This is a genomic window from Vitiosangium sp. GDMCC 1.1324, assembly GCF_003044305.1.
GTDB lineage: Bacteria > Myxococcota > Myxococcia > Myxococcales > Myxococcaceae > Archangium.
The window spans coordinates 232,622-258,191 of sequence record NZ_PZOX01000010.1; the positions used below are offsets into that span (position 1 = coordinate 232,622).

At 69.0% G+C, this 25,570-nt stretch carries 20 protein-coding genes; 13 read left to right on the forward strand and 7 right to left on the reverse strand.

Annotation, left to right across the window (positions count from 1 at the left end; all coding sequences use genetic code 11):
• Window positions 1-127 precede the first annotated feature (127 nt).
• Window positions 128-1,192 carry a tetratricopeptide repeat protein gene (locus DAT35_RS28305; RefSeq protein ID WP_108070689.1) on the forward strand — a complete coding sequence of 355 codons (1,065 nt, stop codon included), beginning with the start codon at window positions 128-130 and terminating at the stop codon, window positions 1,190-1,192.
• A gap of 66 nt (window positions 1,193-1,258) precedes the next feature.
• Window positions 1,259-1,990 carry an RNA methyltransferase gene (locus DAT35_RS28310; protein WP_108070691.1) on the forward strand — a complete coding sequence of 244 codons (732 nt, stop codon included), beginning with the start codon at window positions 1,259-1,261 and terminating at the stop codon, window positions 1,988-1,990.
• On the opposite strand, the gene DAT35_RS28315 is transcribed toward DAT35_RS28310, so the two are convergent.
• The gene (locus DAT35_RS28315) at window positions 1,987-2,982 is read right to left on the reverse strand and encodes a DUF1028 domain-containing protein (protein ID WP_233261756.1); all 996 of its coding nucleotides are present in this window, start codon (window positions 2,980-2,982) and stop codon (window positions 1,987-1,989) included. The genes DAT35_RS28310 and DAT35_RS28315 overlap by 4 nt on opposite strands.
• 168 nt (window positions 2,983-3,150) lie before the next feature.
• Here DAT35_RS28315 and DAT35_RS28320 point away from each other — a divergent pair, with 168 nt between their 5' ends.
• Together DAT35_RS28320 and DAT35_RS28325 are read left to right on the forward strand one after the other, a co-directional pair.
• Complete coding sequence (locus DAT35_RS28320) at window positions 3,151-3,384, forward strand: hypothetical protein (RefSeq protein ID WP_233261757.1); 234 nt, start codon at window positions 3,151-3,153, stop codon at window positions 3,382-3,384.
• A gap of 27 nt (window positions 3,385-3,411) precedes the next feature.
• Window positions 3,412-4,239, forward strand: coding sequence for a pseudouridine synthase (locus DAT35_RS28325; RefSeq protein ID WP_108071009.1), 828 nt, complete (start codon window positions 3,412-3,414; stop codon window positions 4,237-4,239).
• A gap of 26 nt (window positions 4,240-4,265) precedes the next feature.
• Here DAT35_RS28325 and DAT35_RS28330 read toward each other — a convergent pair whose 3' ends face one another.
• Complete coding sequence (locus tag DAT35_RS28330) at window positions 4,266-4,604, reverse strand: hypothetical protein (protein ID WP_108070693.1); 339 nt, start codon at window positions 4,602-4,604, stop codon at window positions 4,266-4,268.
• 324 nt (window positions 4,605-4,928) lie between these two features.
• Here DAT35_RS28330 and fusA point away from each other — a divergent pair, with 324 nt between their 5' ends.
• The 8 genes from fusA to DAT35_RS60980 all read left to right on the forward strand — a co-directional run bounded on the left by fusA (window position 4,929) and on the right by DAT35_RS60980 (window position 18,608).
• On the forward strand, window positions 4,929-7,043 hold the full coding sequence (fusA, locus tag DAT35_RS28335) for an elongation factor G (protein WP_108070695.1): 2,115 nt from the start codon (window positions 4,929-4,931) through the stop codon (window positions 7,041-7,043).
• Window positions 7,044-7,177: 134 nt separating this feature from the next.
• A complete protein-coding gene (locus DAT35_RS28340; RefSeq protein ID WP_108070697.1) occupies window positions 7,178-8,695 on the forward strand; it encodes a DEAD/DEAH box helicase in 1,518 nt (505 codons plus the stop codon).
• A gap of 48 nt (window positions 8,696-8,743) precedes the next feature.
• Window positions 8,744-10,666, forward strand: coding sequence for an ABC-F family ATP-binding cassette domain-containing protein (locus DAT35_RS28345; protein WP_108070699.1), 1,923 nt, complete (start codon window positions 8,744-8,746; stop codon window positions 10,664-10,666).
• A gap of 64 nt (window positions 10,667-10,730) precedes the next feature.
• The gene (locus DAT35_RS28350; protein ID WP_108070701.1) at window positions 10,731-12,353 is read left to right on the forward strand and encodes an ABC-F family ATP-binding cassette domain-containing protein; all 1,623 of its coding nucleotides are present in this window, start codon (window positions 10,731-10,733) and stop codon (window positions 12,351-12,353) included.
• A gap of 392 nt (window positions 12,354-12,745) precedes the next feature.
• The gene (gene thrA / locus DAT35_RS28355; RefSeq protein ID WP_108070703.1) at window positions 12,746-15,265 is read left to right on the forward strand and encodes a bifunctional aspartate kinase/homoserine dehydrogenase I; all 2,520 of its coding nucleotides are present in this window, start codon (window positions 12,746-12,748) and stop codon (window positions 15,263-15,265) included.
• 56 nt (window positions 15,266-15,321) lie between these two features.
• Window positions 15,322-16,494, forward strand: coding sequence for a PLP-dependent transferase (locus DAT35_RS28360; protein WP_108070706.1), 1,173 nt, complete (start codon window positions 15,322-15,324; stop codon window positions 16,492-16,494).
• 8 nt (window positions 16,495-16,502) lie between these two features.
• Window positions 16,503-17,678 (forward strand): aminotransferase class I/II-fold pyridoxal phosphate-dependent enzyme, encoded by a 1,176-nt coding sequence (locus DAT35_RS28365; protein ID WP_108071011.1) that lies wholly within the window; start codon window positions 16,503-16,505, stop codon window positions 17,676-17,678.
• 108 nt (window positions 17,679-17,786) lie between these two features.
• Complete coding sequence (locus DAT35_RS60980; protein ID WP_108070708.1) at window positions 17,787-18,608, forward strand: peptidoglycan-binding protein; 822 nt, start codon at window positions 17,787-17,789, stop codon at window positions 18,606-18,608.
• Between the two features lie 27 nt (window positions 18,609-18,635).
• Here the strand turns inward: DAT35_RS60980 and DAT35_RS28375 are convergent, their stop codons facing one another.
• A complete protein-coding gene (locus DAT35_RS28375; RefSeq protein ID WP_108071013.1) occupies window positions 18,636-20,006 on the reverse strand; it encodes an FAD-binding oxidoreductase in 1,371 nt (456 codons plus the stop codon).
• Between the two features lie 105 nt (window positions 20,007-20,111).
• Here DAT35_RS28375 and DAT35_RS28380 point away from each other — a divergent pair, with 105 nt between their 5' ends.
• The gene (locus tag DAT35_RS28380; protein ID WP_108070710.1) at window positions 20,112-20,810 is read left to right on the forward strand and encodes a hypothetical protein; all 699 of its coding nucleotides are present in this window, start codon (window positions 20,112-20,114) and stop codon (window positions 20,808-20,810) included.
• 62 nt (window positions 20,811-20,872) lie between these two features.
• On the opposite strand, the gene DAT35_RS28385 is transcribed toward DAT35_RS28380, so the two are convergent.
• From DAT35_RS28385 to DAT35_RS28400, 4 genes are all read right to left on the reverse strand, one after another.
• Window positions 20,873-22,759 carry an OPT family oligopeptide transporter gene (locus DAT35_RS28385; RefSeq protein ID WP_108070712.1) on the reverse strand — a complete coding sequence of 629 codons (1,887 nt, stop codon included), beginning with the start codon at window positions 22,757-22,759 and terminating at the stop codon, window positions 20,873-20,875.
• Between the two features lie 67 nt (window positions 22,760-22,826).
• Window positions 22,827-23,309 carry a peptidylprolyl isomerase gene (locus DAT35_RS28390; RefSeq protein WP_108070714.1) on the reverse strand — a complete coding sequence of 161 codons (483 nt, stop codon included), beginning with the start codon at window positions 23,307-23,309 and terminating at the stop codon, window positions 22,827-22,829.
• A 72-nt stretch (window positions 23,310-23,381) separates the two neighbouring features.
• Complete coding sequence (locus DAT35_RS28395; RefSeq protein ID WP_108070716.1) at window positions 23,382-24,668, reverse strand: dicarboxylate/amino acid:cation symporter; 1,287 nt, start codon at window positions 24,666-24,668, stop codon at window positions 23,382-23,384.
• Between the two features lie 64 nt (window positions 24,669-24,732).
• Complete coding sequence (locus tag DAT35_RS28400) at window positions 24,733-25,566, reverse strand: DNA methyltransferase (RefSeq protein ID WP_108070718.1); 834 nt, start codon at window positions 25,564-25,566, stop codon at window positions 24,733-24,735.
• Between the last annotated feature and the right edge of the window lie 4 nt (window positions 25,567-25,570).

A 25,570-nucleotide genomic window follows, 5' to 3' on the forward strand; every position in this document is an offset into this window, starting at 1 on the left:
ACGGCCGGCGGTCAACGGCGGTGGCTCGGTGTCACCCACCATCCCGGCCGCCTCCGAGCCACTTCGAGAGTCACCCCCTTCATCTGCCCCATCAGGTAGAGTATCCGGATTCGGAGGCCCACCACCCATGACCCTCGCCACCGCGGGCTTCGCCCATTTCCCCCCGGAGCTGCTCCTCGTCCTTGTGGCCTCGCTGCTGCTGTGGACCCAGGTGCATCGGGTCCTCCTGCGGCTCACGGCCTGGTGCTGCTTCGAATGGGGCGCCTTCCGCGCAACCCTCGCCCTCACCCGTCTCCTGGGGTGGCGTCCCCTTGCGGCCAGGATGAAAGCCCCGCTGTGGCGGGAGGAACTCTACGCGCACTCGGCGCTCGGCAACACCGAGACGGCCGTCGCGGGTGCTCGCCGCCTCGCGGCCCATGCCAAGGCGGACGGCTGCCTGCCTTGCGCCAACTGCGCCATCAACCTCTTCATCAACGCGGGCCTCTATCTGGAGGCACTCGACATCGAACGGGGCTGGCAGGGTCCGTCGAATCCCCTGGAGCCGACCGCGGCGTATTGGTGGACCCTGGTACGGTTCAACCTCGTCGAGGCCGTCTATAACCTCGGTGGCTGGGAGGCCGCCAACGCGCGTCTGTCCACCCTGGAGGAGGCGGCTCGTGGGGAGCCCCTCCTGTGGAACTTCTTCCCCGTCCAGCGTGCGTGGATCCTCTCCCACACCGGACGCGGAGAGGAGGCGCTCAGCGCACTCGCCCAGGTGGACTGGCGACGTTTGCCCCGGCCGTACCGGAGCGAGGCCCACTTCACCCTCGCCGCAGCGCTGCTGGCGGTGCATCGGTATGAGGAGGCACGACGGGAAGCGCTGGTGGGGATGAAACGCTCGCGCCGGGTGTCGAGCACGCGCAATGGGCTGTTTCTGCTCGGGCGCATCACCCTGGCCGCGGGGCGCCCGGAGGAGGCCCTGCGCTTCTTCGAGGCAGGTGCCACGCACCCCTACCAGGGCCAGGGAGGAGATGGGTTGCTGGCCTGGGGTGATTGCCTCGCCGAGCTCGGCCGTCATGACGAGGCCCGGGAGGCCTGGCGGCTCGTCCTCGCGCGAGACAAGCAGAGCGGTGCGGCTTCGCGGGCGGCCTCGCGGCTCGGACTCCACGCGCCCGTTTCTCCCAACGAGGGCCTCCGCGCCGCTTGTTCGTAGACGTCCACCCGCGAGGCGAGCACTCGCGAGCAGCGTCCGCGCAAGCCGCGCTAAGGTGCGCGGGTGATGCCTCTGCCCATCCGGCTGGTGCTGCTACGTCCTCGCAACGCGGAGAACCTGGGTGCCGCCGCCCGGGCCATGAAGAACTGTGGGCTGTCCGAGTGGACCTGGGTACACCCCGAGGCCGAGGACCTCGCCCCCGCGCGCCGGCTCGCCGTCCATGCCGAGGATGTGCTGGAGGCCTCGGGCCGAGCGGACTCGCTCGACGCAGCCGTGGCCGACTGTGTGTGGGTGGTGGGCACCAGCTCTCGCAAGGTGGAGGGCAAGCGGCGGTTGTCTCCCCGCGCGGTGGCGGAGGAATTGGTGCAGCGCGCCGCCCAGGGTCCCGTGGCCCTCGTCTTCGGCGATGAGCGCAGCGGGCTCACCAACGCCGAGGTCGAGCGGTGTCATGACCTGTCCGCCGTCCCCACCGCTCCCGAGCAGCCCTCCATCAACCTCGCCCAGGCCGTGCTGCTGTACGCCTATGAAATCCGCATGGCCACGCTGGCTGCCTCGCCGCCTCCCGCCGCTCCCCTTCCCGTCGCGGCCACCGACACCGAGCTCACCCAGGTGGAGTCCGCTCTGGAGGAGGCACTCGTGACCGGCGGGTTCCTCGTGGACGAGCAATCCCGCGGACGCACCGGGCTCCGGGACCTGTTCGCTCCGCTGCGCCGCTCCCGGCTCACGCGCAAGGAGGCGAAGCTGTGGCTCGCCGCCCTGCACACGTTGGCCAAGCGGTTGAGGAAACCGGAGACCTAACGCGAGGTCCCCAGCAGCCGGTTCATCAGCTTCGGATCCTCCGGCAGCAGCCCCGACTTCGGCAGCCGCTTGAGCAGCTCCTTCCAGCGCGCGTCCGCCTTGTACGTCTTCTGCAGCAGCGGCAGCGCCTCGTCCACCTTCCCCGCGTTGACGAGCGACACCGCGTGCCAGAACACCATCTCCGCGTTGCCCGGAGCCAGCGCCTCGGCCGCCGAGTACGCCTTCAGCGCCGCCTCCGTGTCGTTGTGCTCGATGGCCAGGTCGCCCTCGTTCATCAGGTTGTAGGCGCGCTGGAGCGTCACCAGCCGGCGCAGTTCCTTCAGCGGCACGGGATGGTCGTCCACCCGCAGGTCGAACTTGCGATCCGCCCAGGGACGTCCCGAGGGCTTGCCCGACACCATGATGAGCGCCGCCGACTGCCTCCCCCGGATATCGCCGCCCTGAGCCTCCGCCGCCTCGAGCGCCGCCAGCATCCGCTCGGCCAGGTCGCCCTTCGTCTCCCGGAAGGCCTTGGCCATCGCCGGCCACACGGTGTCCTTCTCCATCATGTTGGCCTGCACCGAGAAGTTCTCGCCCACGATGTGGCCCGCGGCGGCGATGCACTTGTCTCCCGTGTGCGCCGCCACCCGGCCCTTCGCGTCGATCATCGCCACCTGCCGCACCTGGCTCGCCGAGTCCGCGGCCAGCAGCCCGGCGAGGGACTCGGGGGCGCCTCGGCCCGCGCGCATCAGGTCCAGGCCGAGCTTCCCGTAGGACGGGTCCACGAAGGACTGGGTCGCCACGGCGCCCACGCCCGCCTCCGCCCAGGGCACCGCCGCGCCCACCGAGAACCAGTGGGACTGCACCGCCACGCCCAACTCCCCCGTCTCGGGGTCTCGCGCGACGATGGAGTAGGTGTGCACGGGCCGCTTGGGAACGGGTGCAGGAGCGGGAGCGGGCTCGGCGGCAAGTGCCGGCATGGCGAGCAGGACGAGCAACGGGATGGAACGCACCGGGAGGCCTCCTAGGGAAAGAGCCCGGGGAGCCTGGGCGAGCGGGCATCCAGCCGCAAGCGCCCTCCTCCTCGGAGCCGCCCGGCGAGCAGCCGGGAAGTGTCCCCGGTGGTGCACGCCCCAGGTCCCTACCTTTTCTGAAGATTCCACCCAGACCAGGAGCGGACCATGTGGCACATGCCCTATGAGCGGATGGCCATCAGTGACGGGCCCGACGACACGCCGGAGACCTTCCCCAGCCGGCACGCCCCCGCCGAGGACGAGCACGAGAGCGGGCCCCCGCGCACGCCCAACGCCGCCGAGGGCACCGAGGGCGAGGAGCGGCGGATGCCCCAGGACGAGCCCGGCCCGACGCCCGGCTCGGCCGAGGGGGAAGATCTGGAAGAGCCCTCGCGGCACTGACTCGCGGCCGTTACAGTGGCCCCGAGCATGAACCGCAAGCCGCCACCCCGCCGCCCCTCGCAGCCCTCCTCCAAGCACGCCCATCCGGGGCGCTGGGAGGGCAAGGCCAAACCGGACTGGCTGTCGAGGGCGCTCGCGCGGGCAGGGGTGCTACCCCTGGAGGAGGCCGAGGAGGCCATCGAAGCCGGCAGGGTCTCCGTGAACGGGCGGGTGGTGAAGCAACCACTCGCTCCGGTGCCTCCAGGAGCCAGCGTGCGCGTGGACGGGCTGCCCGTGTCGCTCGAGGCGCCCACCCGGGTGCTGGCCTTCCACAAACCGGCGGAGCTGCTCACCTCCACGGTGGGCCAGCACGGGGTGGGCACCGTCTACGAGGTGCTCCTGCCCCAGTTGCCTCCGGAGTTGGCCGGCTTCACCTGGCACGCGGTGGGCCGGCTGGACCGGGGCACCACCGGGCTGCTGCTCTTCACCAATGACGACAAGCTCGTCACCCACGTGACGTCCCCCGAGACGAACCTCACCAAGCGCTACGTGGCCACGGTGTTCAGCGAGGCGGACGAGGAGAAGGTGGAGCCCCTGCGCCACGGCGTGCAGTTGGAGGACGGCCCGGCCCGGCCCGCGAAGGTGCGGCTGCGTGACGAGCATACCGTAGAGGTGACCGTCACCGAGGGCCGCCACCACCAGGTGAAGCGGATGCTCGGAGCGGTGGGCCTGCCCGTGCGCGCCCTGCACCGGGAGGCGGTGGGGGGCGTGGAGCTGGACGTGCCCGAGGGCTCCTTCCGGCTCCTCACCGACGCCGAACTCGCCGAAGGGCTCCGCTACCCCCGCCCCGCGTCCCCGAAGAGCGGGCCCGGGTGAGAACCGTCCTCCGGCGTGTCACGGATTCATGACTGCCGTTTCAGACTGCCCACGGTGAGCCCGGCCTGGCGCGGCTGCTCCCGGTTGATCTCATCGGCGTGGGCGCGGGCCAGTCCCGGAATGGACGAGGACGTGCTCGGGCTCACGGCCGCCTGGGCCCCGGAAGCAGCAGACGGAACCTCCCGCCCCGCGGCTCCCCCCAGGAGTTGCTGGATGCGAGCCCAGCGCACCTTCTCCTCGGCCATGAGGCGCGCCAGCTCCTCGCGAGCACTGGCCTCCGGCAGCTCGGCGGCCGCGGCGGCGACCCGATCCAGGAAGGGCATCAGGTAGCCGATGTCCCTGTCGAAACCAGCGGGCTTCGCCATGTGCATCCTCCTCGAATGGGGGAGTGGGCCCCTCGCCCCCTTCTCGCGTCCCGGACGGCCATCCGAGCGGAGCCTCCCACCTCTACCTCTGGAAATCGCCCCGGGCGACAGAAGTATCGGGGCTCCTTATTGGTTATGAACTCCGAGTGTAGGCAGGGCTCCTCCAGCAGCCCAGCACCCGGGGGGGCTTCCCCTCCGGCCCGAGAGGGAGTAGACGCTCCCCCGGCTCCATGCCGATTTGGCTGGAAACTTCAAGCAGCGGGAAGTAAGGGCGCCCCCTGCCCTGTTCTCGCAGGAATTCAATCAGCAGAAGGACCGACCCTCGTGGCCACCCAAGTTCCCATCGAAAAGGTTCGTAACATCGGCATCTCCGCCCACATCGACTCGGGCAAGACGACGCTCTCCGAGCGCATCCTCTTCTATACGGGTCGCATCCACGAGATCCACGAAGTGCGTGGCAAGGACGGCGTGGGCGCGAAGATGGACTCGATGGACCTGGAGCGTGAGAAGGGCATCACGATCCAGTCTGCCGCCACGTACGCGATGTGGGGCGAGTACAACATCAACCTGATCGACACCCCGGGACACGTCGACTTCACCATCGAGGTGGAGCGCTCCCTGCGCGTGCTCGACGGCGCCATCCTGGTTCTCTGCTCCGTGTCCGGCGTTCAGTCCCAGTCCATCACGGTGGACCGGCAGATGAAGCGCTACAAGGTTCCCCGCATCGCGTTCGTCAACAAGATGGACCGCGCGGGCGCCAACTACGAGCGCGTTGCCGCCCAGCTCAAGGAGAAGCTGAGCCACCACCCGGTGCGCCTCCAGGTCCCGATCGGGGCCGAGGAGCGCTTCCAGGGCCTCGTCGACCTCATCCAGATGAAGGCCTTCTACTTCGACGGTGAGAGCGGTGAGACCATCCGCGAGGAGGCCATCCCCGCCGACCTGCTCGACAAGGCCAAGGCCGACCGTCTGGAGATGATCGAGAAGGTCGCCGAGGTGGACGACCAGCTCGGCGAGCTCTTCCTGGCCGACGCCGCCATCAGCAACGAGCAGCTGATGGCCGCCATCCGCCGCGCCACCATCGCGCTGAAGATGACGCCCGTCATGTGCGGCTCCGCCTACAAGAACAAGGGCGTGCAGCTGCTGCTCAACGCCATCTGCTCCTTCCTCCCCAACCCGGCGGAGGTCTCCAACGAGGCGTTGGATCAGAAGAATGCCGAGGCGAAGGTCATCCTCGAGTCCAACCCGGACAAGCCCTTCGTGGGCCTGGCGTTCAAGCTGGAGGACGGCCGCTACGGTCAGCTGACCTACATGCGCGTCTACCAGGGCCAGGTGAAGAAGGGTGACTTCATCGTCAACCAGGCCAACCAGAAGAAGGTCAAGGTCCCGCGCATCGTTCGCATGCACTCGAACGAGATGAACGACATCACCGAGGCCCGGGCCGGCGACATCATCGCCCTGTTCGGCGTCGAGTGCGCCTCCGGCGACACGTTCACCGACGGCACCGTGAACTACACGATGACGTCCATGTTCGTGCCGGACGCCGTCATCTCGCTCGCGGTGGCTCCGAAGAACCGCGACTCCCAGGCCAACTTCTCCAAGGCCCTCAACCGCTTCACCAAGGAAGACCCCACCTTCCGCGTGACCCGGGACGAGGAGTCCAGCGAGACGATCATCAAGGGCATGGGTGAGCTGCACCTGGAGATCTACATCGAGCGCATGAAGCGCGAGTACAACTGCGAGGTGATCGCCGGTAAGCCGCAGGTGGCCTACCGCGAGACCATCTCCCAGAAGGGCGAGTTCGCCTACACGCACAAGAAGCAGACCGGTGGTTCCGGTCAGTTCGCGCGCGTGTGCGGCTACGTCGAGCCCCTGCCCAGCGACGCCGTGCAGCAGTACGAGTTCGTGGACGACATCGTGGGCGGCTCCATCCCCCGCGAGTTCATCCCCGCGTGCGACAAGGGCTTCCAGGAGGCCGTCAAGAAGGGCAGCCTCATCGGCTTCCCCGTGGTGGGCCTGCGCGTGGTCATCAACGACGGCGCGTTCCACGCGGTGGACTCGTCCGAAATGGCGTTCAAGACCGCCGCCATCATGGGCTTCCGCGAGGGCTACTCGGCCGCCAAGCCGATCATCCTCGAGCCGATGATGAAGGTGGAGGTCCAGGCTCCCGAGGACTTCCAGGGCTCGGTGGTGGGTCAGATCAACCAGCGTCGTGGCACCATCCTCGAGTCCAGCACGGCCGAGGGCTACGTGACGGTGGTGGCCGAGGTGCCGCTGAACACCATGTTCGGCTACTCCACGGACCTCCGCTCGGCCACCCAGGGCAAGGGCGAGTTCACCATGGAGTTCGCCAAGTACTCGCCGGTGCCCCGCAACGAGGCCGAGGCCCTGATGGCGAAGTACAAGGAGAAGCAGGCCGCCGAGCAGGCCGCGCGCAAGTAGTCCCGCGCCGCACGGCCTGACAGTTCCAGGCTGTTGAAGGAAGGCGCCTCCCCCGGGGGCGCCTTCGCTTTTTTCGGGCCCGGCGGTTCATCTCCGCGCGGGCCCTCCGGGGATACCCCCACTCTAGAGAACTCATGACTTTTGAAGACCTGAAGCTTGCCGAGCCCCTCCTGCGCGCCGTGAAGGCCGAGGGCTACACCACGCCCACCCCCATCCAGGCACAGGCGATTCCGCACGTGCTCACGGGCAAGGACGTGCTCGGCTGCGCTCAGACGGGTACCGGCAAGACGGCGGCGTTCACGCTGCCCATCCTCCAGCGGCTCTCCGTGGGCCGCCCGCCGCCGCCCGCCCGTGGGCGCCCCATCCGCGCGCTCATCCTCAGCCCCACGCGCGAGCTGGCCGCCCAGATTGGCGACAGCATCCGCGCCTACGGGCGCTTCACCGGCCTCACCAGCTCCGTCATCTTCGGCGGCGTGGGCCAGAGCGCCCAGGAGCAGGCGCTCAAGCACGGCGTGGACATCCTCGTGGCCACCCCCGGCCGCCTGTTGGATCTCATGAAACAGGGCTTCGTGTCCTACAAGTCGCTCGAGGTGTTCGTCCTCGACGAGGCGGACCGGATGCTGGACATGGGCTTCATCCACGACGTGAAGCGCGTCATCGCGACGCTGCCGAAGCAACGGCAGACGCTGTTCTTCTCGGCCACCATGCCGCCGGAGATCCAGGGCCTGGCCAACAGCATCCTGGTGAACCCCGTGCGGGTGGAGGTGGCGCCGGTGGCCACCACCGCGGAGACGATCGACCAGCGGCTGTACTTCGTGGAGAAGGAGCAGAAGCGCGGCCTGCTGGTGCACCTGCTGCAGACGGACAAAGCCATCGCGCGGGTGCTCGTCTTCACGCGCACCAAGCACGGTGCGAACCGGGTGGCCCGGCATCTGGAATCGTCCGGCATCGGGGCCGAGCCCATCCATGGCAACAAGAGCCAGAACGCGCGAGAGCGGGCGCTGGCGGCCTTCAAGTCCGGCGAGTGCCGGGTGCTGGTGGCCACGGACATCGCCGCGCGAGGCATCGACATCGACGGCATCACCCACGTCATCAACTTCGACCTGCCCAACGTCCCCGAGACGTACGTGCACCGTATCGGCCGCACGGGCCGGGCGGGCGCCGCGGGCATCGCCCTCTCCTTCTGCGACACCGAGGAGCGCGCGTACCTGAAGGACATCGAGCGCACCATCCGCCGGCGCGTGCCGGTGGTGGAGGCCCATCCGCACCGCTCGGGCCAGCCGGCCCCCGCGCCGGGACCGCTCGAGCCCGCTCCGGCGGCCCGGCCCCCGCAGCAGAGCTCCCGGCCCCCGCAAGGCGCCCGTCCGCCGCAGGGACAGCCCGGGCAGCAGGCCCGTGGTGAGCGCAGTGGGAAGAACGAGGGACGCCGCTGGCGTGACGGTGGACGGGGTAACAACGGTGGACGGGGTAACGGTGGAGGACGCGGTGGGAACGCGGGGGGCCCCAAGGGCAACAACCGCACGTCCAACTCGCAGGCCGCTTCGGGCCAGCGTCCTGCGGCACCGGCCAACCAGGCCGCTCGGCCCTCCACGTCCGCTCCGGCGGCACCGCCCGCCGTTTCCCAGAGGCCTCGCGCGCCCAAGTGGCTGTAAAGAAGGGCCCGCGACGAGAACCTCCGCACTTCCTCCGAGGCACCACCCGTGACCCTGCTCCGCGCCGCCGACGTCCAACTCTCCTTCGGCAGCCGTACCGTCTTCCAGGGCCTGACGCTCACCATTGAAGAAGGCGAGCGGGTGGGCCTCGTGGGAGTGAACGGCTCCGGCAAGTCCTCGTTGATGAAGATCATGGCGGGGGTGTCGCGCCCCGATGCGGGGGAGCTCCAGGTCCGCCGGGGCGCGCGCGTCACGTACCTGCCACAGGAGCCCGAGTTCGCCCCGGGCGCCACGGTGGCCTCGGAGCTGAGCGTGGCCCAGGGGCCTCTGAAGGAGGTCCTGGCCGCGCACGCCGAGCTCACCCGCCGCCTCGAGTCCACCCCCACCCAGGGCCAGGGCAAGCTGCTGGAGCAGCTCGCGGCGCTCTCGGACCGTGTCGAGCAGCTCGGCGGTTGGGACACGGAGCACCACGCCAAGACGCTGTTGGACAGGCTGGGCGTGAAGGACTGGGACCGGCCCGTGGCCGAGCTCTCCGGCGGCCTGCGCAAGCGGGTGGCCATCGCCCGCGCGCTGCTGACCCGGCCGGACATGCTGATGCTGGACGAGCCCACCAACCACCTGGACGCGGATACGGTGGATTGGCTCGAGGACGAGCTGGATCAGCTCCCCGGCTCACTGTTGCTGGTGACGCACGACCGCTACTTCTTGGACGGGCTGGTGGACCGCATCGTGGAGATCCAACCCGGCGCGGGCGTCATCTCGTACCCGGGCAACTACGAAGCGTACGTAGAGCAGAAGCTGGTGGCGCAGGAGAACGCGTCCATCGCCCAGCACAAGCGCGAGCGCTGGATTGCCCAGGAAGTGGCGTGGCTGCGCAAGGGACCGGAGGCGCGGCGCACCAAGAGCAAGGCGCGCATCGAGCGGGCGCGCAAGCTGATGGAGGAGAAGGGCTTCCAGCGGCCGAAGGTGGCGGGGCTCCAGGTGATGCAGGCGCCCCGGCTGGGCCACACCGTCATCGAGGCCGAGGGCGTCCACAAGTCCTACGGCGAGCGCAACGTGCTCAAGGGCGTGGACCTGCTGCTCCAGCGCGGCGAGCGCGTGGGCCTGGTGGGGCCCAACGGCGTGGGAAAGACGACCTTCCTGCGGGTGCTGCTCGGGGAGCTGCCGCCGGACTCCGGCAAGGTCGTCATCGGGAAGAACACGAAGGTGGCGTACTACGACCAGACGCGCGCCTCGCTGGATCCCGAGCAGACGGTGTACGAGGCGGCCTCGCCGCGCGGCGACGACTGGGTGGAGCTGGGCGACCAGCGCGTGGCCCTGCGCGACTACCTGGACGACCTGCTCTTCCCGGTGCCCATGCAGCGGATGAAGGTGAAGGCGCTGTCGGGTGGCGAGCGCAACCGCCTGCTGCTGGCGCGGCTCTTCCTGGAGGGCGCCAACGTCCTCGTGCTGGACGAGCCGACGAACGACCTGGACATCGTCACGCTGAACATCCTCGAGGGGCTGCTGCTGGGCTTCACCGGCAGCGTGCTGCTGGTGACGCACGACCGGTACTTCCTGGACAAGGTGGCCACGTCCATCCTGTCCTTCGAGGGCGACGGCAAGGTGGTGCGGTACGAGGGCAACTTCGCGATGTACCGGCGGCTGAAGGAGCAGGCCCAGGCGCGAGCCGCGGCGGCCGCCCCCGCTCCCGCGTCGAAGAAGGCCGAGCCCGTGGCCGAGCCGAAGCAGGCGCGCAAGCCGGGGAAGCTCTCGTACAAGGATCAGCGCGAGCTGGAGGGGATGGAGGCGGCGATCGAGGCCGCGGAGACGCGCAAGGCCGGGCTGGAGGCGCAGCTCGTGGATCCCAGCGTCTACTCCAACGGCGCGAAGGCCGCCGAGGTGCAGAAGGAGCTGGACGTGGCGGCGGCGGAAGTGGAGCGCCTCTACACGCGCTGGCAGGAGCTGCAGAACCTGGCCGCCGGAGCCTGAGCCTTCCAAGAACCCAAGTATGCAATGCCCCTCTCCCCTACGAGAGGGCCGAGGTCCCAGTCCCATGATTCGTCTCGACAACATCGGCAAGCAGCACGGACAGCAGATCCTCTTCGTGGAGGCCTCTGCGCAGCTCAACAAGGGCGAGAAGGTGGGCCTGGTGGGCCCCAACGGAGCGGGCAAGTCCACCCTCTTCAAGATGGTCGTCCAGCGCGAGCACCCGGACGAGGGCCAGGTGTCCGTCGATCGCGGCGTCACCATCGGCTACTTCGACCAGGACGTGGGCGAGATGGCCGGCCAGAGCGCGGTGGCCGCGGTGATGGATGGCGCGGGGCCGGTGTCCGAGGTGGCGGCGGAGCTGAAGCAGCTCGAGGCGGCCATGGCGGATCCGGAGCGCATGGACGAGATGGACAAGCTCGTGGAGCGCTTCGGTGTGGTGCAGGGGCGCTACGAGGAGCTGGGCGGGTACGCGCTGGAAGGACGGGCGCGGGAGATCCTCGCGGGCCTCGGCTTCACCGAGGAGATGATGGACGGGGACGTGGGGGCGCTGTCGGGCGGATGGAAGATGCGCGTGGCGCTCGGACGCATCCTGCTGATGCGCCCGGACGTGATGCTGCTGGACGAGCCCAGCAACCACCTGGACCTCGAGTCGCTCATCTGGCTGGAGAACTTCCTCAAGGGCTTCGAGGGCGCCCTGCTCATGACGAGCCACGATCGCGAGTTCATGAACCGCATCGTGACGAAGATCATCGAGATCGACGGCGGCGAGCTGACGACGTACTCGGGCGACTACAACTTCTACGAGCAGCAGCGGGCGCAGAACGAGAAGCATCAGCAGGCGCAGTACGAGCGCCAGCAGGCCATGCTCGCCAAGGAGCTGAAGTTCATCGAGCGCTTCAAGGCGCGCGCCTCGCACGCGGCCCAGGTGCAGAGCCGGGTGAAGAAGCTGGAGAAGATCGAGAAGGTGGAGCCTCCGAAGCGGCGGCAGACGCTGCTGTTCGAGTTCCAGCAGGCCCCGCGCTCGGGCGACGACGTGGCGAAGCTGGAGCGGGTGGTGAAGGGGTACGGCAAGCGGCGCATCTACAGCGGGCTGGACTTCCTGGTGCGGCGCGGCGAGCGCTGGTGCGTGATGGGCGTGAACGGCGCGGGCAAGTCCACGCTGCTCAAGCTGATCGCGGGCGAGTCGCGGCCGGATGATGGTGCCGTGTCCGTCGGCGGCAGCGTGAAGATGGGCTACTTCGCGCAGCACGCCATGGAACTGCTCAAGCCCGAGCAAACGGTCTACGACTCGCTGGTGGACAAGTTCCCGAGGGCCTCGCAGGGCTCGCTGCGGGCGCTGGCCGGGTGCTTCGGCTTCTCCGGCGATGAGATCGAGAAGAAGTGCCGGGTGCTCTCCGGAGGCGAGAAGGCGCGGCTGGTGCTCGCGCAGATGCTCTACGACCCGCCCAACTTCCTGGTGCTGGACGAGCCCACCAACCACCTGGACATGGCGACGAAGCAGATGCTCATCACCGCGCTGGCCAACTACGAAGGCACCATGCTCTTCGTGAGCCACGACCGGCACTTCCTCGCCGCGCTGTCCAACCGCGTGCTCGAGCTGACTCCGGAAGGCATCCACCAGTACGGCGGCGGCTATACGGAGTACGTGGCGCGCACCGGCCACGAGGCCCCTGGCCTGCGCAGCTGACCGAGGACAGGACGTACAGCGAAGCGGAAGTAGTTTCATCGAGCCGTCGTGCTCGATGCTGAACTGTCACACGCGACCGAATTGACAGCGCGCCGCATCCCTTGTTATTTCGGCGCCACTCGTCTGGAGATTGTCTTGTCCTGTCCTGCCACCCGAATGCCGATGTCCATGGAGGCCATGCTCATGCGTGGCCCGGGCATGCGCGCGTTCGTGGGAGGATGGGTTTCCAGCCGTTTCTAGCTGACCTCTCCCAGTGAAGAGCCGCGGGTGCCCGGGTTTCCCACCTGACACCGCCCGCGGCACGGCTGCGTCCTGAGTTCAGCTCGGGTCTTCGCCTTTCGCCGTGGGCCGCGGTTCCTCGACCCACGTAGTTCCTCGAAAGGCAGGACCCCTTGAGCAACGCCTCTCTCCACGGCGCCGAGCGCCGTGATTGGCATGTCTACAAGTTCGGTGGCTCCTCTGTCGGTACTCCCGGACGGCTGCCCCGTGTTCTCTCCCTCATCACCGAGGCCCAACGCCCGATCACCGTCGTGGTGTCCGCGCTCGGTGACACCACGGACTGGTTGATCTCCGCGGCCCGCGCCGCCGCCAGCGGAGATTCCGCGGGCTCCAGCGCCGAGCTGGCCCGTGTCCAGAGCCTCGCCGCGACCATCGCCAGCACGGTCCTCGAGGGCTCCGTCCTCACCGCACAACAGGCCACGGTGGATCAACTCCTGGCTCCCATCGAGCGGCTCCTCACGGGCGTGGAGCTGACCCGGGAGTGCACGCCCGCCACGCTCGATGAGGTGGTGTCCGTGGGAGAGCGCATCTCCTCCGAGCTGGTCGCGCGGGCCCTGACAGCTCGGGGAGTGCGCGCCCTCGCCGTGGACGCACGCACCTTCCTCGTCACCGATGAGACCGCGGGCTCGGCCCGGGTCGACATCGAAGCGAGCCGCGCGAAACTCGCTCCGCTCGTCTCCGGCTGGGAGGGCGTGGTGCCCATCATCACGGGCTTCATCGCCCGCTCGCATCAGGGGCGGACCACCACGCTGGGCCGCAATGGCTCCGACTACACCGCCACGCTGCTCTCGTGGCTGCTCGGGGCCCGCCATGTGACGGTGTGGACGGACGTGCCCGGCGTCATGACGGCCGACCCGGCCCTGGTGCGCGACGCCTACCCCGTGCCGCGCATGACCTACGCGGAGGCGCTTGAGCTGGCCCACTTCGGCACCCGCATGTTCCACCCGCGCACGATGATTCCGCTCCTCGAGAGCGGCGCCGCCCTGCACATCCGCAGCACCACCGAGCCGCAGGCTCCGGGCACGCGCATCGATGCCGAGGGCAATCCGGATCCCCACCGCCCCACCAGCGTCACCAGTCTGGAGCGGCTGGCCCTCATCCACATCGAGTCGCTGCGCCCCACGCTCAGCGAGCCGCTCGGGTTGCGCGTGTTGCAGGCGCTCGAGGCGGCCCAGGTCACCGTCTGGGGAGGCACCCTGTCCGCGCTGGCGCCCTCCATCTCCGTGGTGGTTCCCCAGGCCCAGGCCCAGAAAGCACACGCCGTGCTCGAGGCCGCGCTACGAGCCGAGCGCGACCGGCACGAGGTCCGGGTCCCGCCGCCCCACTCGCCCGTGACCCTGGTCACTCTGGTCGCCGAATCCATGGGACACCGGCCCAATGTGGCGGGCCGGTTCTTCCATGCGCTCGGGAACGTGGGCGTGAACGTGCGCGCCATCCTCCAGGGCGCGAGCTCCCGCAGTGTGTCGTGCGCCGTGGACGCCGAGGACACGGCCGTAGCGGTGCGCACCGTGCACAGCGCCTTCAACCTCAACGAGACGGAGATCAACGTCCTGCTCGTCGGCAAGGGAACGGTGGGCGGGCGGTTGCTCTCCCAGCTCGCGGAGAACACGAAGACCCTCCAGGCCCGGCACGGCGTGGCCCTGCGGCTGGTGGGAGTGGTGGACAGCCGCCGCGCGCTCTTCGATCCCACGGGGATTCCTCCCGCCGAGGCCGGCAAGAGGCTCGCGGAGCTCTCTCCGGGCAGCGCGTCTCCGCCGGACGTGGTGCCGCTGCTCGACCGGCTGTCGCGCCTGTCCGTGCCCGTGCTGGTGGACTGCACCGCGGCGGACGGCATCGAGACGCTCTACGCGGCGGCCTTCCGGCGGGGCATCCACGTGGTGGCGGCCAACAAGAAGCCCCTCGCGCGCCCCTGGAAGGAGAGCGAGGCCCTGCACGCGCTCTCCCGTGAGCAGTTCCGTGCCTGGCACTACGAGACCACCGTGGGCGCGAGCCTCCCCGTCATCGAGACGCTGAAGAACCTGGTGCGCACCGGCGACCGGGTGGAGCGCATCGAGGGGTGCTTCTCCGGCTCGCTCGGCTACATCTGCCACGCCCTGATGGACGGAGTCCCCCTGTCCCAGGCGGTGCGGACGGCTCGCGCGAACGGCTACACCGAGCCCCACCCTCGCGATGACCTGTCCGGCCTGGACGTCGCTCGCAAGGCCCTCATCCTCGCTCGCGAGCTGGGGTTGGAGCTCGACCTGGAGGACATCGCCGTGGAGCCGCTCGTCCCGCGCGAGCACCTCGACGTCGAGGAGCCGGAGGCCTTCCTTCGCTCCCTGACCTCTCTGGACGCGGACGTGAGCGCCCAGGTGGCTCGCTACCGGGCGGCGGGCAGGAACCTGCGCTACCTCGCGCAGATCCTCCCGCATGCACCCGGAGGCCCCCGCGTGAAGGTGGGCCCGGTGGCGGTGGACGCGGAGCATCCGGCCACGGGGTTGAAGGGCGCCGAGGCCCTGGTCTCGTTCTTCACCGATCGCTACCGCGAGTTCCCCCTCATCGTCCGCGGCGCGGGCGCGGGCGGCGATGTCACGGCCGCCGGCGTGCTCGCCGACATCCTGCGGCTCGCCCAGAACGTTCGGGGCCGCAGATGAGCGCCTCGTCCCTTCCCTCCCCTCTCTCCACCTCCAGTCCCACGAGTCTTCCGAACATGAAGATTGAAAGCCAACTGGCACAGATCGGCTCCGTCTCCGACTCCGTCACGGGAGCGGTCAGCGTTCCCATCCACCACGCCACCGCCTTCCGGCACCCGCGCCTGGGTCAGAGCACGGGCTTCGACTACTCGCGGAGCAAGAGCCCCACGCGCTCCGTCCTGGAAGACGCGATCGCCCGCCTCGAGTCCGGTGACGCCGGCTTCGCCTGTAGCTCCGGCATGGCGGCGCTCCAGGTTGTCTTCTCCCTCTTCAGCCAGGGAGATCATCTGCTCGTCTCGGTCGACCTGTACGGGGGAACGTACCGGTTGCTGGAGAAGGTCCTCTCCCGCTTCGGCATCTCCGCGACCTACGTCGACACCAACGACATCGACGCGCTCGAGGCGAACCTCCGGCCCGGCACGAAGGCCGTGTTGATCGAAACGCCCACCAATCCGCTGATGAAGATCACCGACCTCGCGAAGGTCTGCCGCTGGGCCAGGTCCCGCGAGCTGCTCTCCATCGTGGACAACACGCTGCTCACGCCCTACTTCCAGCGCCCCATCGAGCTGGGCGCAGACATCGTCGTCCACAGCGCTTCCAAGTACCTGGGCGGACACAACGACGTGCTCGCGGGCCTCATCGTGACCCGGCACAAGGCACTGTCCGAGAAGATCGCCTTCCTCCACAACTCCATCGGGGCCGTGCTGGGGCCGCAGGACAGCTGGCTGCTCGTGCGCGGAATGAAGACGCTCGCGCTGCGGATGGAGCGCCACCAGCAGAACGCGCTCCGCATCGCATCCTGGCTGGCAACGCACCCGCTCGTCGCGGAAGTCTTCTACCCGGGCCTCGAGACCCATCCCGGCTTCGCCCTCCAGCGGAAGCAGGCCTCGGGGAACACGGGCATCTTCTCCTTCAAGCTGAAGGATGCCCGCCTCGTCGAGCCCATCCTTCGCCACATCCGGCTGATTGCCTTCGCGGAGAGCCTCGGCGGCGTGGAGTCCCTGATGACGTACCCGGCGGTGCAGACCCACGCGGACATCCCCGAGGAGATCCGCCGCCGGGTGGGAGTGGACGACCGTCTGCTCCGGTACTCGGTGGGAATCGAGCACGTGGACGATCTGATCTCCGACCTGTCCCAGGCACTTGAAGCGGCCCGCCAGGAAGTCGCTGGCTGTACGGAAACCCGGTGAGGAACACCATGCGCCATCCCAGAGACATCCAACGTCCCGGCAGGAAGCTGGCCACCCGGGTGCTCCACTCGGCCTCGAGCGTGGACCGGAGCACCGGTGCCTCCAGCATCCCGCTCTACCAGGCCTCCACCTACCACCACTTCTCGCTGGAGCACCCGCCCCAGTACGACTACGCCCGCTCCGGAAACCCGACCCGTCAGGCGCTCGAGGACACCATCGCCGAGCTCGAGGGAGGCGTGCGGGGCTTCGCCTTCGCCTCGGGCATGGCGGCGGTCTCCACCGCCTTCATGCTGCTCTCCCAGGGCGACCACATCCTCTGCTCCGAGGACGTGTATGGCGGGACGTATCGCCTGCTGACGACGATCCTCAACCGCATGGGCATCACGACGACCTTCGTCGACATGACCGACCTGGACAGGCTCGAGGCCGCGCGCAGGCCGAACACCCGCGCGGTGTTCGTGGAGACTCCGTCCAATCCGAACCTGAAAATCACAGACATCGCCGCGGTGGCCGAGTGGGCGAAGAAGCACGGCCTGCTGTCCATCCTCGACAACACCTTCATGACGCCCTGCCTCCAGCGGCCGATCGAGCTGGGCATCGACATCGTGCTCCACAGCGCGACCAAGTTCCTCTGCGGCCACAGCGATGTGATTGCCGGGCTCGCGGTGGTGGCCAATGAGAAGCTGGGCCAGCAGCTCAAGCATCTCCAAAACGCCGTGGGGGGTGTGCTGGGCGTCCAGGACTCGTGGCTGCTGATGCGCGGGATGAAGACGCTCTCCGCCCGGATGGAGTGCTCCGAGCGCAGCGCACGGCAGCTCGCGGACTGGCTGACCCGGCACCCGGCGGTGACTCGGGTCTACTACCCCGGACTGCCGGACCATCCCGGCCGGGCCATCCACGAGCGCCAGTCCCAGGGCCACGGAGCCATGGTGTCCTTCGACGTCGGCACGGGCGCCCGCGCGAGACAGGTGCTCGAGCGCGTCACCCTTCCCCTGGTGGCGGTCAGCCTGGGCGCGGTGGAGAGCATCCTGTCCTACCCGGCCATGATGTCGCACGCGGCCATGCCTCGTGAGGTCCGGCTCGAGCGCGGAATCGGGGATGGGCTGCTGCGCTACTCCGTGGGCCTGGAGGCAGTCGAGGATCTCATCGCGGACCTCGAGCAGGCGCTCGACGAAGCACGCTGATACGCGCCGGAGCACGAGGCATGGAAGGGAGGGTCCGCCCGTCCGGGTGCCGCGAGCCTTCACAAACGCGCTGGCATTACCGCACCTTCAGTCAGATGGAGGTTCGCCATGCCAGCGCCCACCGAGATTGATACGTCCTTCCTCCAACTCACATCCATCGGCCAACCCACCGTGTTGCATAAGGGCTCGCGTGGCCCTCTGGTCATCGAGCTGCAACGCAGGCTGATGTCCGCCGGCTTCGACCCCGGCCCGGCGGATGGCTTCTTCGGCTCGCAGACGGAGGACGCGGTGCAGGCCTTCCAGAAGGCGCGGGGGTTGGAGGTGGATGGGCTCGTGGACTCCGGAATCTGGCATGAGCTCGGGGTCCAGTTCCGGCCCGCGGAGCGGCAGGCCCCCGAAGGCGCGGGCTTCTCCGTGGAGCAGTTGCAGACCGTCCTGCCTAACTGCTCGGAGATGCGGGCCACCGAGGTCCTGCCATACCTCAACAAGGTGATGGCCGAAGCGGACATCATGACCCCCCAACGACAGGCGGCCTTCCTCGTCCAGCTCGCCATCCCGAGTGGTCAGCTCAACCTCTTCGAGGAACCGGATTCCGGCGAGCAGTACGAGGGCCGCGAGGACCTGGGCAACGTGCAACCCGGGGACGGCCCCCGCTACAAGGGCCGAGGCCTCATCCCGCTCATCGGCCGGGCCAACTACCGCGCCGCCGGCAAGGCGCTGGGCATCGATCTGGAGAACAACCCCGAGCGCGCCGCAGACCTCGATGTGGGCTTCCGCGTGGCGGGCTGGTTCTGGACCAGCCGTGACCTCAACACCGTGGCAGACGAGGGGGACTTCGAGGAGATCAACCGCCGCCTCACCGGGAGGGACCGCGTGCTGCCCAAGCACGTGGCCTTCTACCGGCACGCACTGGCCATGCTCACCCACTAGCGCCTGCCCGGTGGCCGGGCCCGCGAATCAGAGCAGCTTGCCGGGGTTGAGGATGCCGAGCGGATCCACCGCGGCTTTGATGAGGTGGTGGAGCCGGTGGGTCTCGGGGCCGAGCTGCCTGGCGATGAACGGGCGCTTGAGCGAACCGACCCCGTGCTCACCCGTGATGGTGCCGCCCATGTCGAGCACCACATGCAGGATGTCGTCGAACGCCGCCTTCGCCCGTGCCACCTCGTCCGGATTGTTCCGGTCGAAGACGAGCGTCGGGTGCATGTTCCCGTCGCCCGCGTGCCCGAACGTGCCGATGAGCACCCCGCGCTGCTCGGCGATGCGCTCGACCGCCGCGAGCAGATCCGCGATGCGCGAGAGCGGCACGCCCACGTCATCGAGCAGCGTCGAGCCCCGCTTCTCGAGCGCGGGAAAGGCGAACCGGCGCGCGCCGAGCAGCAGCTCGCCCTCGGCCTCGTCGGAGGAGTGAGCAACGAAGGTCGCGCCGGCGGCCTCGCAGGCGGCCACCATCCGCGCACACTCGGCCACGCCCTGTTCGCCCCCCGCGTCGGAGCGCGCCAGCAGGAGCGCGGCGGCCTCGACGTCCAGGCCCATGGGCATGGAGGCCTCGACGGCTCGAACGGTCGTTCGATCCATCAGCTCCAGGAGCGAGGGCCGGGTGTCGGCCATGATCTCCGTGACCGCCGCACCGGCCCCGACGAGCGTGGGGAACGAGGCCACCAGCGTCGTGGCCTTGGGGGGGCGGGGCCTCAGCTTCAGTGTGGCCTCGGTGATGATGCCGAGCGTGCCCTCGGAGCCGACGAACAGCCGGGTGAGGTCATAGCCGGCGACGTTCTTGACGGTGCGGCCTCCGGTGCGGACGACGGAGCCATCCGCGAGCACGGCCTCGAGCCCGAGCACCGCGTCCCCGGTCACGCCGTACTTCACGCAGCACAGACCGCCGGCATTGGTCGCGAGGTTGCCGCCGATCGTCGAGAACTCCCAGCTGGCGGGATCCGGCGCGTACCAGAGCCCCTGCTCCGTCGCCGCGGCCTTGAGTGTGCCGTTGATGACACCCGGCTGGACGACGGCGAACAGGCCTCGCCGGTCGAGTTCCAGGATGCGATTCATCCGCGTGAGCGAGAGCACGATGCACCCGTCCACGGCATTGGCACCGCCCGACAGCCCGGAGCCCGCGCCGCGAGCGACCACGGGCACACGGTGGGCCGAGGCGACCCGGAGCACGGCCTGAACCTCCACGGTGGAGGCCGGGCGGACGAGGACACGAGGGGAACCGGCCTGGGCCCATCCAGCCTGATCGTAGCGATGCGCCTCGAGCACATCAGGGTCAGTGACGAGGGCCTCGGGCGGCAGCACCGCCGCGAGTTCACGCAACAGGTCCGTACTCATCGGCGCGGACCCTACCACGGCGAGCGCGCGCCACACCGTCTTCCACCCGAGAGAACCCCGACTCTTTTCATGCGCCGCGGCGCCTGGTCGGCTACATGCCCGCCTATGCGCTGCCGCCTCTCCCTCGCCCTCCTCAGCCTCACGCTGGCCGCCTGCACCACCCCGCAGCACAACACCCGCGAAGTGATTCATCGCACCGACAGCCGGTTCTTCCTCCGGGAACTGTGCCAACCCAAGAGCACGGCTCCTCTTCCCCGTGAGCAGGTCACCGGGCTCGAGGAGTTGCCTGCGGCCCTTCGAGACCGCGTGCTCGCGGACCTTCCGGTGGAGGCCGTCGGGAGCAGACCGTTCATGCAGTGCCAGGATGTGGCGGCCCGGCTACTGGAGGACCGGCTTCACGCGCTCTGCTGGCCGGAAGCGCTCGTGACACATCAGAACGGCACCGGGACGGCCGGAGCACCCGCCGCTCAGCCCCGGCTGAACGTCCAGCTCGGAGCTCGCTACCAGGTCGACACCATCTGGGTCGTCCAGGGCAAGAACGCAACGGTGCCACCGGCACGCATCACGCATGCGGCGAAGAGCGCGCTCCCCAAAGACAAGGCCTGCACGGCGCGCACGCTCGAGGACATCCAGGCGAGCGTCTCCCGGCTCGGGACATTCCAGCGCGTGCTGGTGGTGCCGGGCCCGCCTGACAGCGAGAAGAAGACGGTGCCCGTGGTCGTCGACATCTCCGAAACGGCTCCGGCGACCCAGAAGACACAGGCCACGCCGAAGACCCAGGAGCCTGGCCGGAACTCGAAATGAAGGGACTGTGAGCTGGAACACGGAGCGAGGAGACCTCGAGTCTCCCTACTCCGCGCCTGTCCCTACTTGGGCATCACCCCGAAGGCCTTGAGCATCGCAATGGCGATTCCCATGAGGCTCTCTCCGGCGATGAAGCCCGAGCTCACGGGGAGCACGGTGGCCTCGGCCAGCTGCGCCTTCTTGCGGCGCAGGTACTCGGCGATGGCCGCGCCCACGAAGAAGCTGATGGAGCTCGCCCCGGGAATCACGATGGCCAGCCCCAGGCCCGACGCCGAGGGGATGAACGGCTTCGCCTTCTTCGGCGCCCAGCGCTCCAGCAGCACCAGCGCCACGCCCAGCGCCAGGCCGCACAGCGCGCCGATGCGGGCCGACGTGTGCAGCGAGCTCACGCCATTGACGAGCATCTTCGACACGCCGGCCCACACCAGCGACGAGGGCGCTGGGAACTCCTCGGTGCCCAGCACATCCGCACGCGGCACCAGCAGGTTGAACGCGGGCACCACCACGGCCGCCCCGGCCAGCACGCCGAAGAGCTGGGCCTGGAACTGCTTGCGCGGGCTGGCGCCAATCAGCCACCCGGACTTGAGTCCCGTGAGCAGGTCCGCCGCGTGCAATCCCACTCCGCCCGTGGCATTCGCGCTCATCACGTTGGCCGCGAGGTTGCCCGGCAGCAGCCCTCCGTAGAGCAGCTGCGTCACCGGCCCGAGCGCCTTGGTAGGGGTGGTGTCCGTCTCCCCCGTGACGCGCGAGGCGATGACGCCCATCACCACCGACAGGGGCAGCGCAATCACTCCCGCCCACCACGGAATCTGGAAGAGGTATGCCATCAGCGCCACCACCACCGGGCCCAGCACCAGGAAGCCCAGGGGAAACCACGTGGGCGGGCACTCCACTCCGGCGAGCGGATCCTTCTCCTCCTCGGCCTTCTTGCCGAAGAGACCCGAGAGCGCCTGGAACGACTTCGCCACGCTGCGCCACTGGAAGGCGAAGGACAGCAGGCCCGAGGACACGAGCACCGAGGCCCCCGTCCACAGCGCCCAGGCGTTGATGGCCTTGTAGGACACCTCGGGGATGACGCCGCGGCTGACCATCTCCGGAGCGAGGACGCCGTAGGTGAGGAGGGCGCCCACCAGCATGGACCAGCCCGTCTTGAAGCTCACCAGCGCCCCGGCGCCAATCAGCAACAGGCTCAGGTCGAACGAGAGCGTCCACGCCCCCGCCGGCTTGCCTCCAATGTTGAACGGAAGGCTCAGCTTCGCGGGCAGGTTCCACACCAGCCACGACCCCCGGGCGTCCTTCCAGAAGGCGACCAGGGCTCCGATGAGTCCCGCGATGCCCAGGTAGCGCGCCTTGCCTCGCGAGCGCTCGTCATGTCCGTGGAGCGCCTGGAGCGTCTCCGCGGTGGCGGTGCCCGTGGGGAACGGGAGCTGCTCGATGTTGATGAGCTGGCGCTTGATGGGGATGGCGGCGAAAACGCCCAGCGCCGACACCACCGCGAACCACGCCACCAGCCACCCCGTGGGAGGCAGCGTCCCGGTGAGCATCAGCAGCGCGGGCACGGCCGCCATGTTCCCGCCGCCCGTCATGTACCCCGCCGCCGAGGCCACCGAGGCCACCGCGTTGTTCTCCAGCGCGGAGACCTCCGTCTTCACCAGCTTCACCGCTCGCAACGCGCCGAAGGCGGCGAAGGACAGGATGCACGCGGTGATGGTGACGCCCAGGCTCCAGCCCGTCTTGAGGATGACGTACAGGTTGGACAGGCACATCACCGCGCCAATCAGCATGCCCGCGATGACGGCACGCACCGTGAGCTGGTTCTCCTCGCCCTTGTAGACGTTCTCGAGCCAGTAGCGCTCGGGATCCTGGGACGCGGCGGAGGGCGCCTGCTCGGGCGCGGACTCGGGCGGAAGCTTCGGCTGCTGGGGCGAGGGCGAGGCGGACTGAGTCATTGAGGAGCCGACGATATCGGAACATCCCCTACCCGACGAGTGGGTATCGCCCGCCTCGGGCGCCGGCTCAGTGCGCGCCGCCAGGCCCGTGGGCGTGGCCGTGCTCCTTCTCCTCGTCCGTGGCCGGGCGGACCTCTCGCACCGTCACGTCGAAGTGGAGCGTCTTGCCCGCCAGCGGGTGGTTGAGGTCCACCACCACCGTGTCGCCCTTCAGCTCGCGGATGGTGATGGGGATGACCTCTCCGTCCGCGGTCTGCGCGGTGATGCTCTGCCCCGCCTGGAGCTGGGCGTTGGGCGGGAACATGGCGCGAGGCACCTCCTGGAGGCCGCGCGGATCATGCTCGCCGTAGCCCTGCGAAGGAGGCACCACCACCTTCTTGGACTCTCCGGCGGTCATCCCCTCGATCTGCCCCTCCAGGCCCGGGACGATCTGCCCCCGGCCATGCATGTAGGCGAGCGGCCGCCCGGGCTCACTCTCATCGATGGTCTGCCCATCCCCGAGGTGCAACCGGTACTCCAACGAGACAACGTGGTCCTTGGACACCTTCATGTGGCTGCTCCTTCTTTTCTACGGGTATGGGACACCCAGCGGGCCGGGGCAACCCCGAACCTGTCTGGAGGCTCAAGAAGCGGACGATCCGGGCTCGAGTCGGGAGGGCTCGGGGTCGGTCACGAGCGAGGGCTCGCCCCGGGAGACGTAGACAGCGGCGGCCAGGTCGCCCGTCACGTTGAGTGTGGTGCGGCACATGTCGAGGAAGCGATCCACGCCCAGCACCAGTGCGAGCCCCTCGGGGGGAATCTTGAAGAGGCCGAGGATCATCGCGATGACGGGGATGGAGCCGGCCGGGACGCCCGCGGTGCCGATGCCCGCCAGCACACAGATGAACATCACCACGGCCTGGTCCGACAGGCTCAGTTGCACGCCGAACACCTGCGCCAGGAAGAGCACGGTGACGCCCTCGAAGAGCGCGGTGCCGTTCTGGTTCATCGCCGAGCCGGCGGTGAGCACGAAGCGCGACACGTTGCGCGGCAGCTTGAGGTTCTCCTCGGCCACCTTCAGCGCGGTGGGCAGCGTGGCGCTGGAGGACGCGGTGGAGAAGGCGGTGACGATGGCCAGGCGGCAGTCGCGGAAGAAGGCCAGCGGGTTGCGCCCGCCGAGGAAGCGCACGGACAGCGAGTACACGCCGAACATGTGCAGCCCGAGCGCCAGCAGCACCACGCCCACGTAGGAGGCCACCTGCATCAGCACGCCCACGCCCAGGCGCGCCATCATGCTGAAGAGCAGCGCTCCCACGCCCACGGGCGCCAGCTTCAGCACGCCGTCGATGAGCTTCATCATCACGTCGTGCAGGCCTTGAATCGTCTCCCGCAGCCGCTGTGCGCCCTCGGTGGGCGTCATGGCCAGCCCCAGGCCGAAGATGAGCGAGAAGACGATGAGAGCGATCATGTCCCCGTCCGCCGCCGCCTTCAGCGGGTTGCTGGGAACCATGGCGGCGATCAGCGAGGGCACCGAGGTGTCACTCGGCGTGGGAGCCGCCTTCACCGAGGTGCCCTTCATCGCCAGCGCGCGGGCCTCGTCGCTCAGCCCGAGTCCCGGCTTGAGCGTGTTAACCAGCACCAGGCCGATCAGCACCGCGATGCAGGAGACCACCACGGTGTAGCCCATGGTCCGCAGGCCCAACCGGCCGAGCTGCTTCAGATCCAGCTCGCACACGCCCATCACCAGCGCGGAGAAGAGCAGGGGCACCACCAGCATCAGCAGCAACCGGAGGAAGAGCTGCCCCACCAGCGCGGTGATGTTCGTCACCACCCAGTCGAGCCATGGCGTGCCTCCTGCCAGGGTGTTGGCGGCGATGCCCGCTACCGTACCGATGACGATGCCCAGGAGCATCTTCTGGTGCTGCTTCATCCGGGAGCCTCTTCGCGTATCGCTGGGGGAGAGCACCCCCTGGAAGCCCAGGGGGCAGCGCAGACTACCGGTGATCGGGAGTGGCGGATACCCTCTCGTCGGGGGTGGCCGTCTCCGGTTGGACTCCCGGTCCCCGAGCCAGCTCGCTCGCCGTCTCACTCAACCGCCGGCTCACCCGCTCGGCCCACTCGGGCTCCACCTCCAGGCAGGCGGGTTTGCGTCCCAGCCGCAGCGCCGCCGACGGCATGGAGCCACTGCCCGCGAAGGGGTCCAACACCCAGTCCCCCGGCCGGCTCCACGTCCTCACCAGCGGCTCCAGCACGGAGAAGGGCTTGTGGTGGGGGTGGTTGCCCCAGCGCGCCGCCTCGGCATCGTCGTCGTAGCCCCCCACCACCGCCCAGACGGTGGGCAGGTCTCCGGGGCCCAATACCGGAGCGGGCGTGCGCGAGAGCACCAGCGCCACCTCGTACACGCGCAGCAGTTGCTCGTTGGCGTTCTTGTCCGTGGTGCGCTTGCCCCAGACGTACTCGCCCCGCAGGTGGCCGAAGCCCAGCGAGCGGGCCACCGCGAGGATGGGCTCCTTGCCCAGCAGGTTCGTCCAGATGGCCAGCGTGGCGTCCGGAGTGAGGTGCGTGACCGCACGCGTCATCCACGCCTCGGTGAAGGCGCGGTAGTCGCGCACCGTCTCGAAGCGCACGATGGGGTTGCGATCGATCTTCTTGTGCGCGCGGGGGTCTCTCTCGTCTCCCCCCTTGCGGCGCCGGGTGAGCAGGCAATACGGCGGGTCCGTGTGCAGGAAGGTGGCCTTCGCCTCGCCCAACACCGTCCGGTAACCCCCGGGCTCCCGGGCATCGGCCCGCATGCAGCGGAAGGACTCGCTCTCGTCGTGAGGATTCATCCGG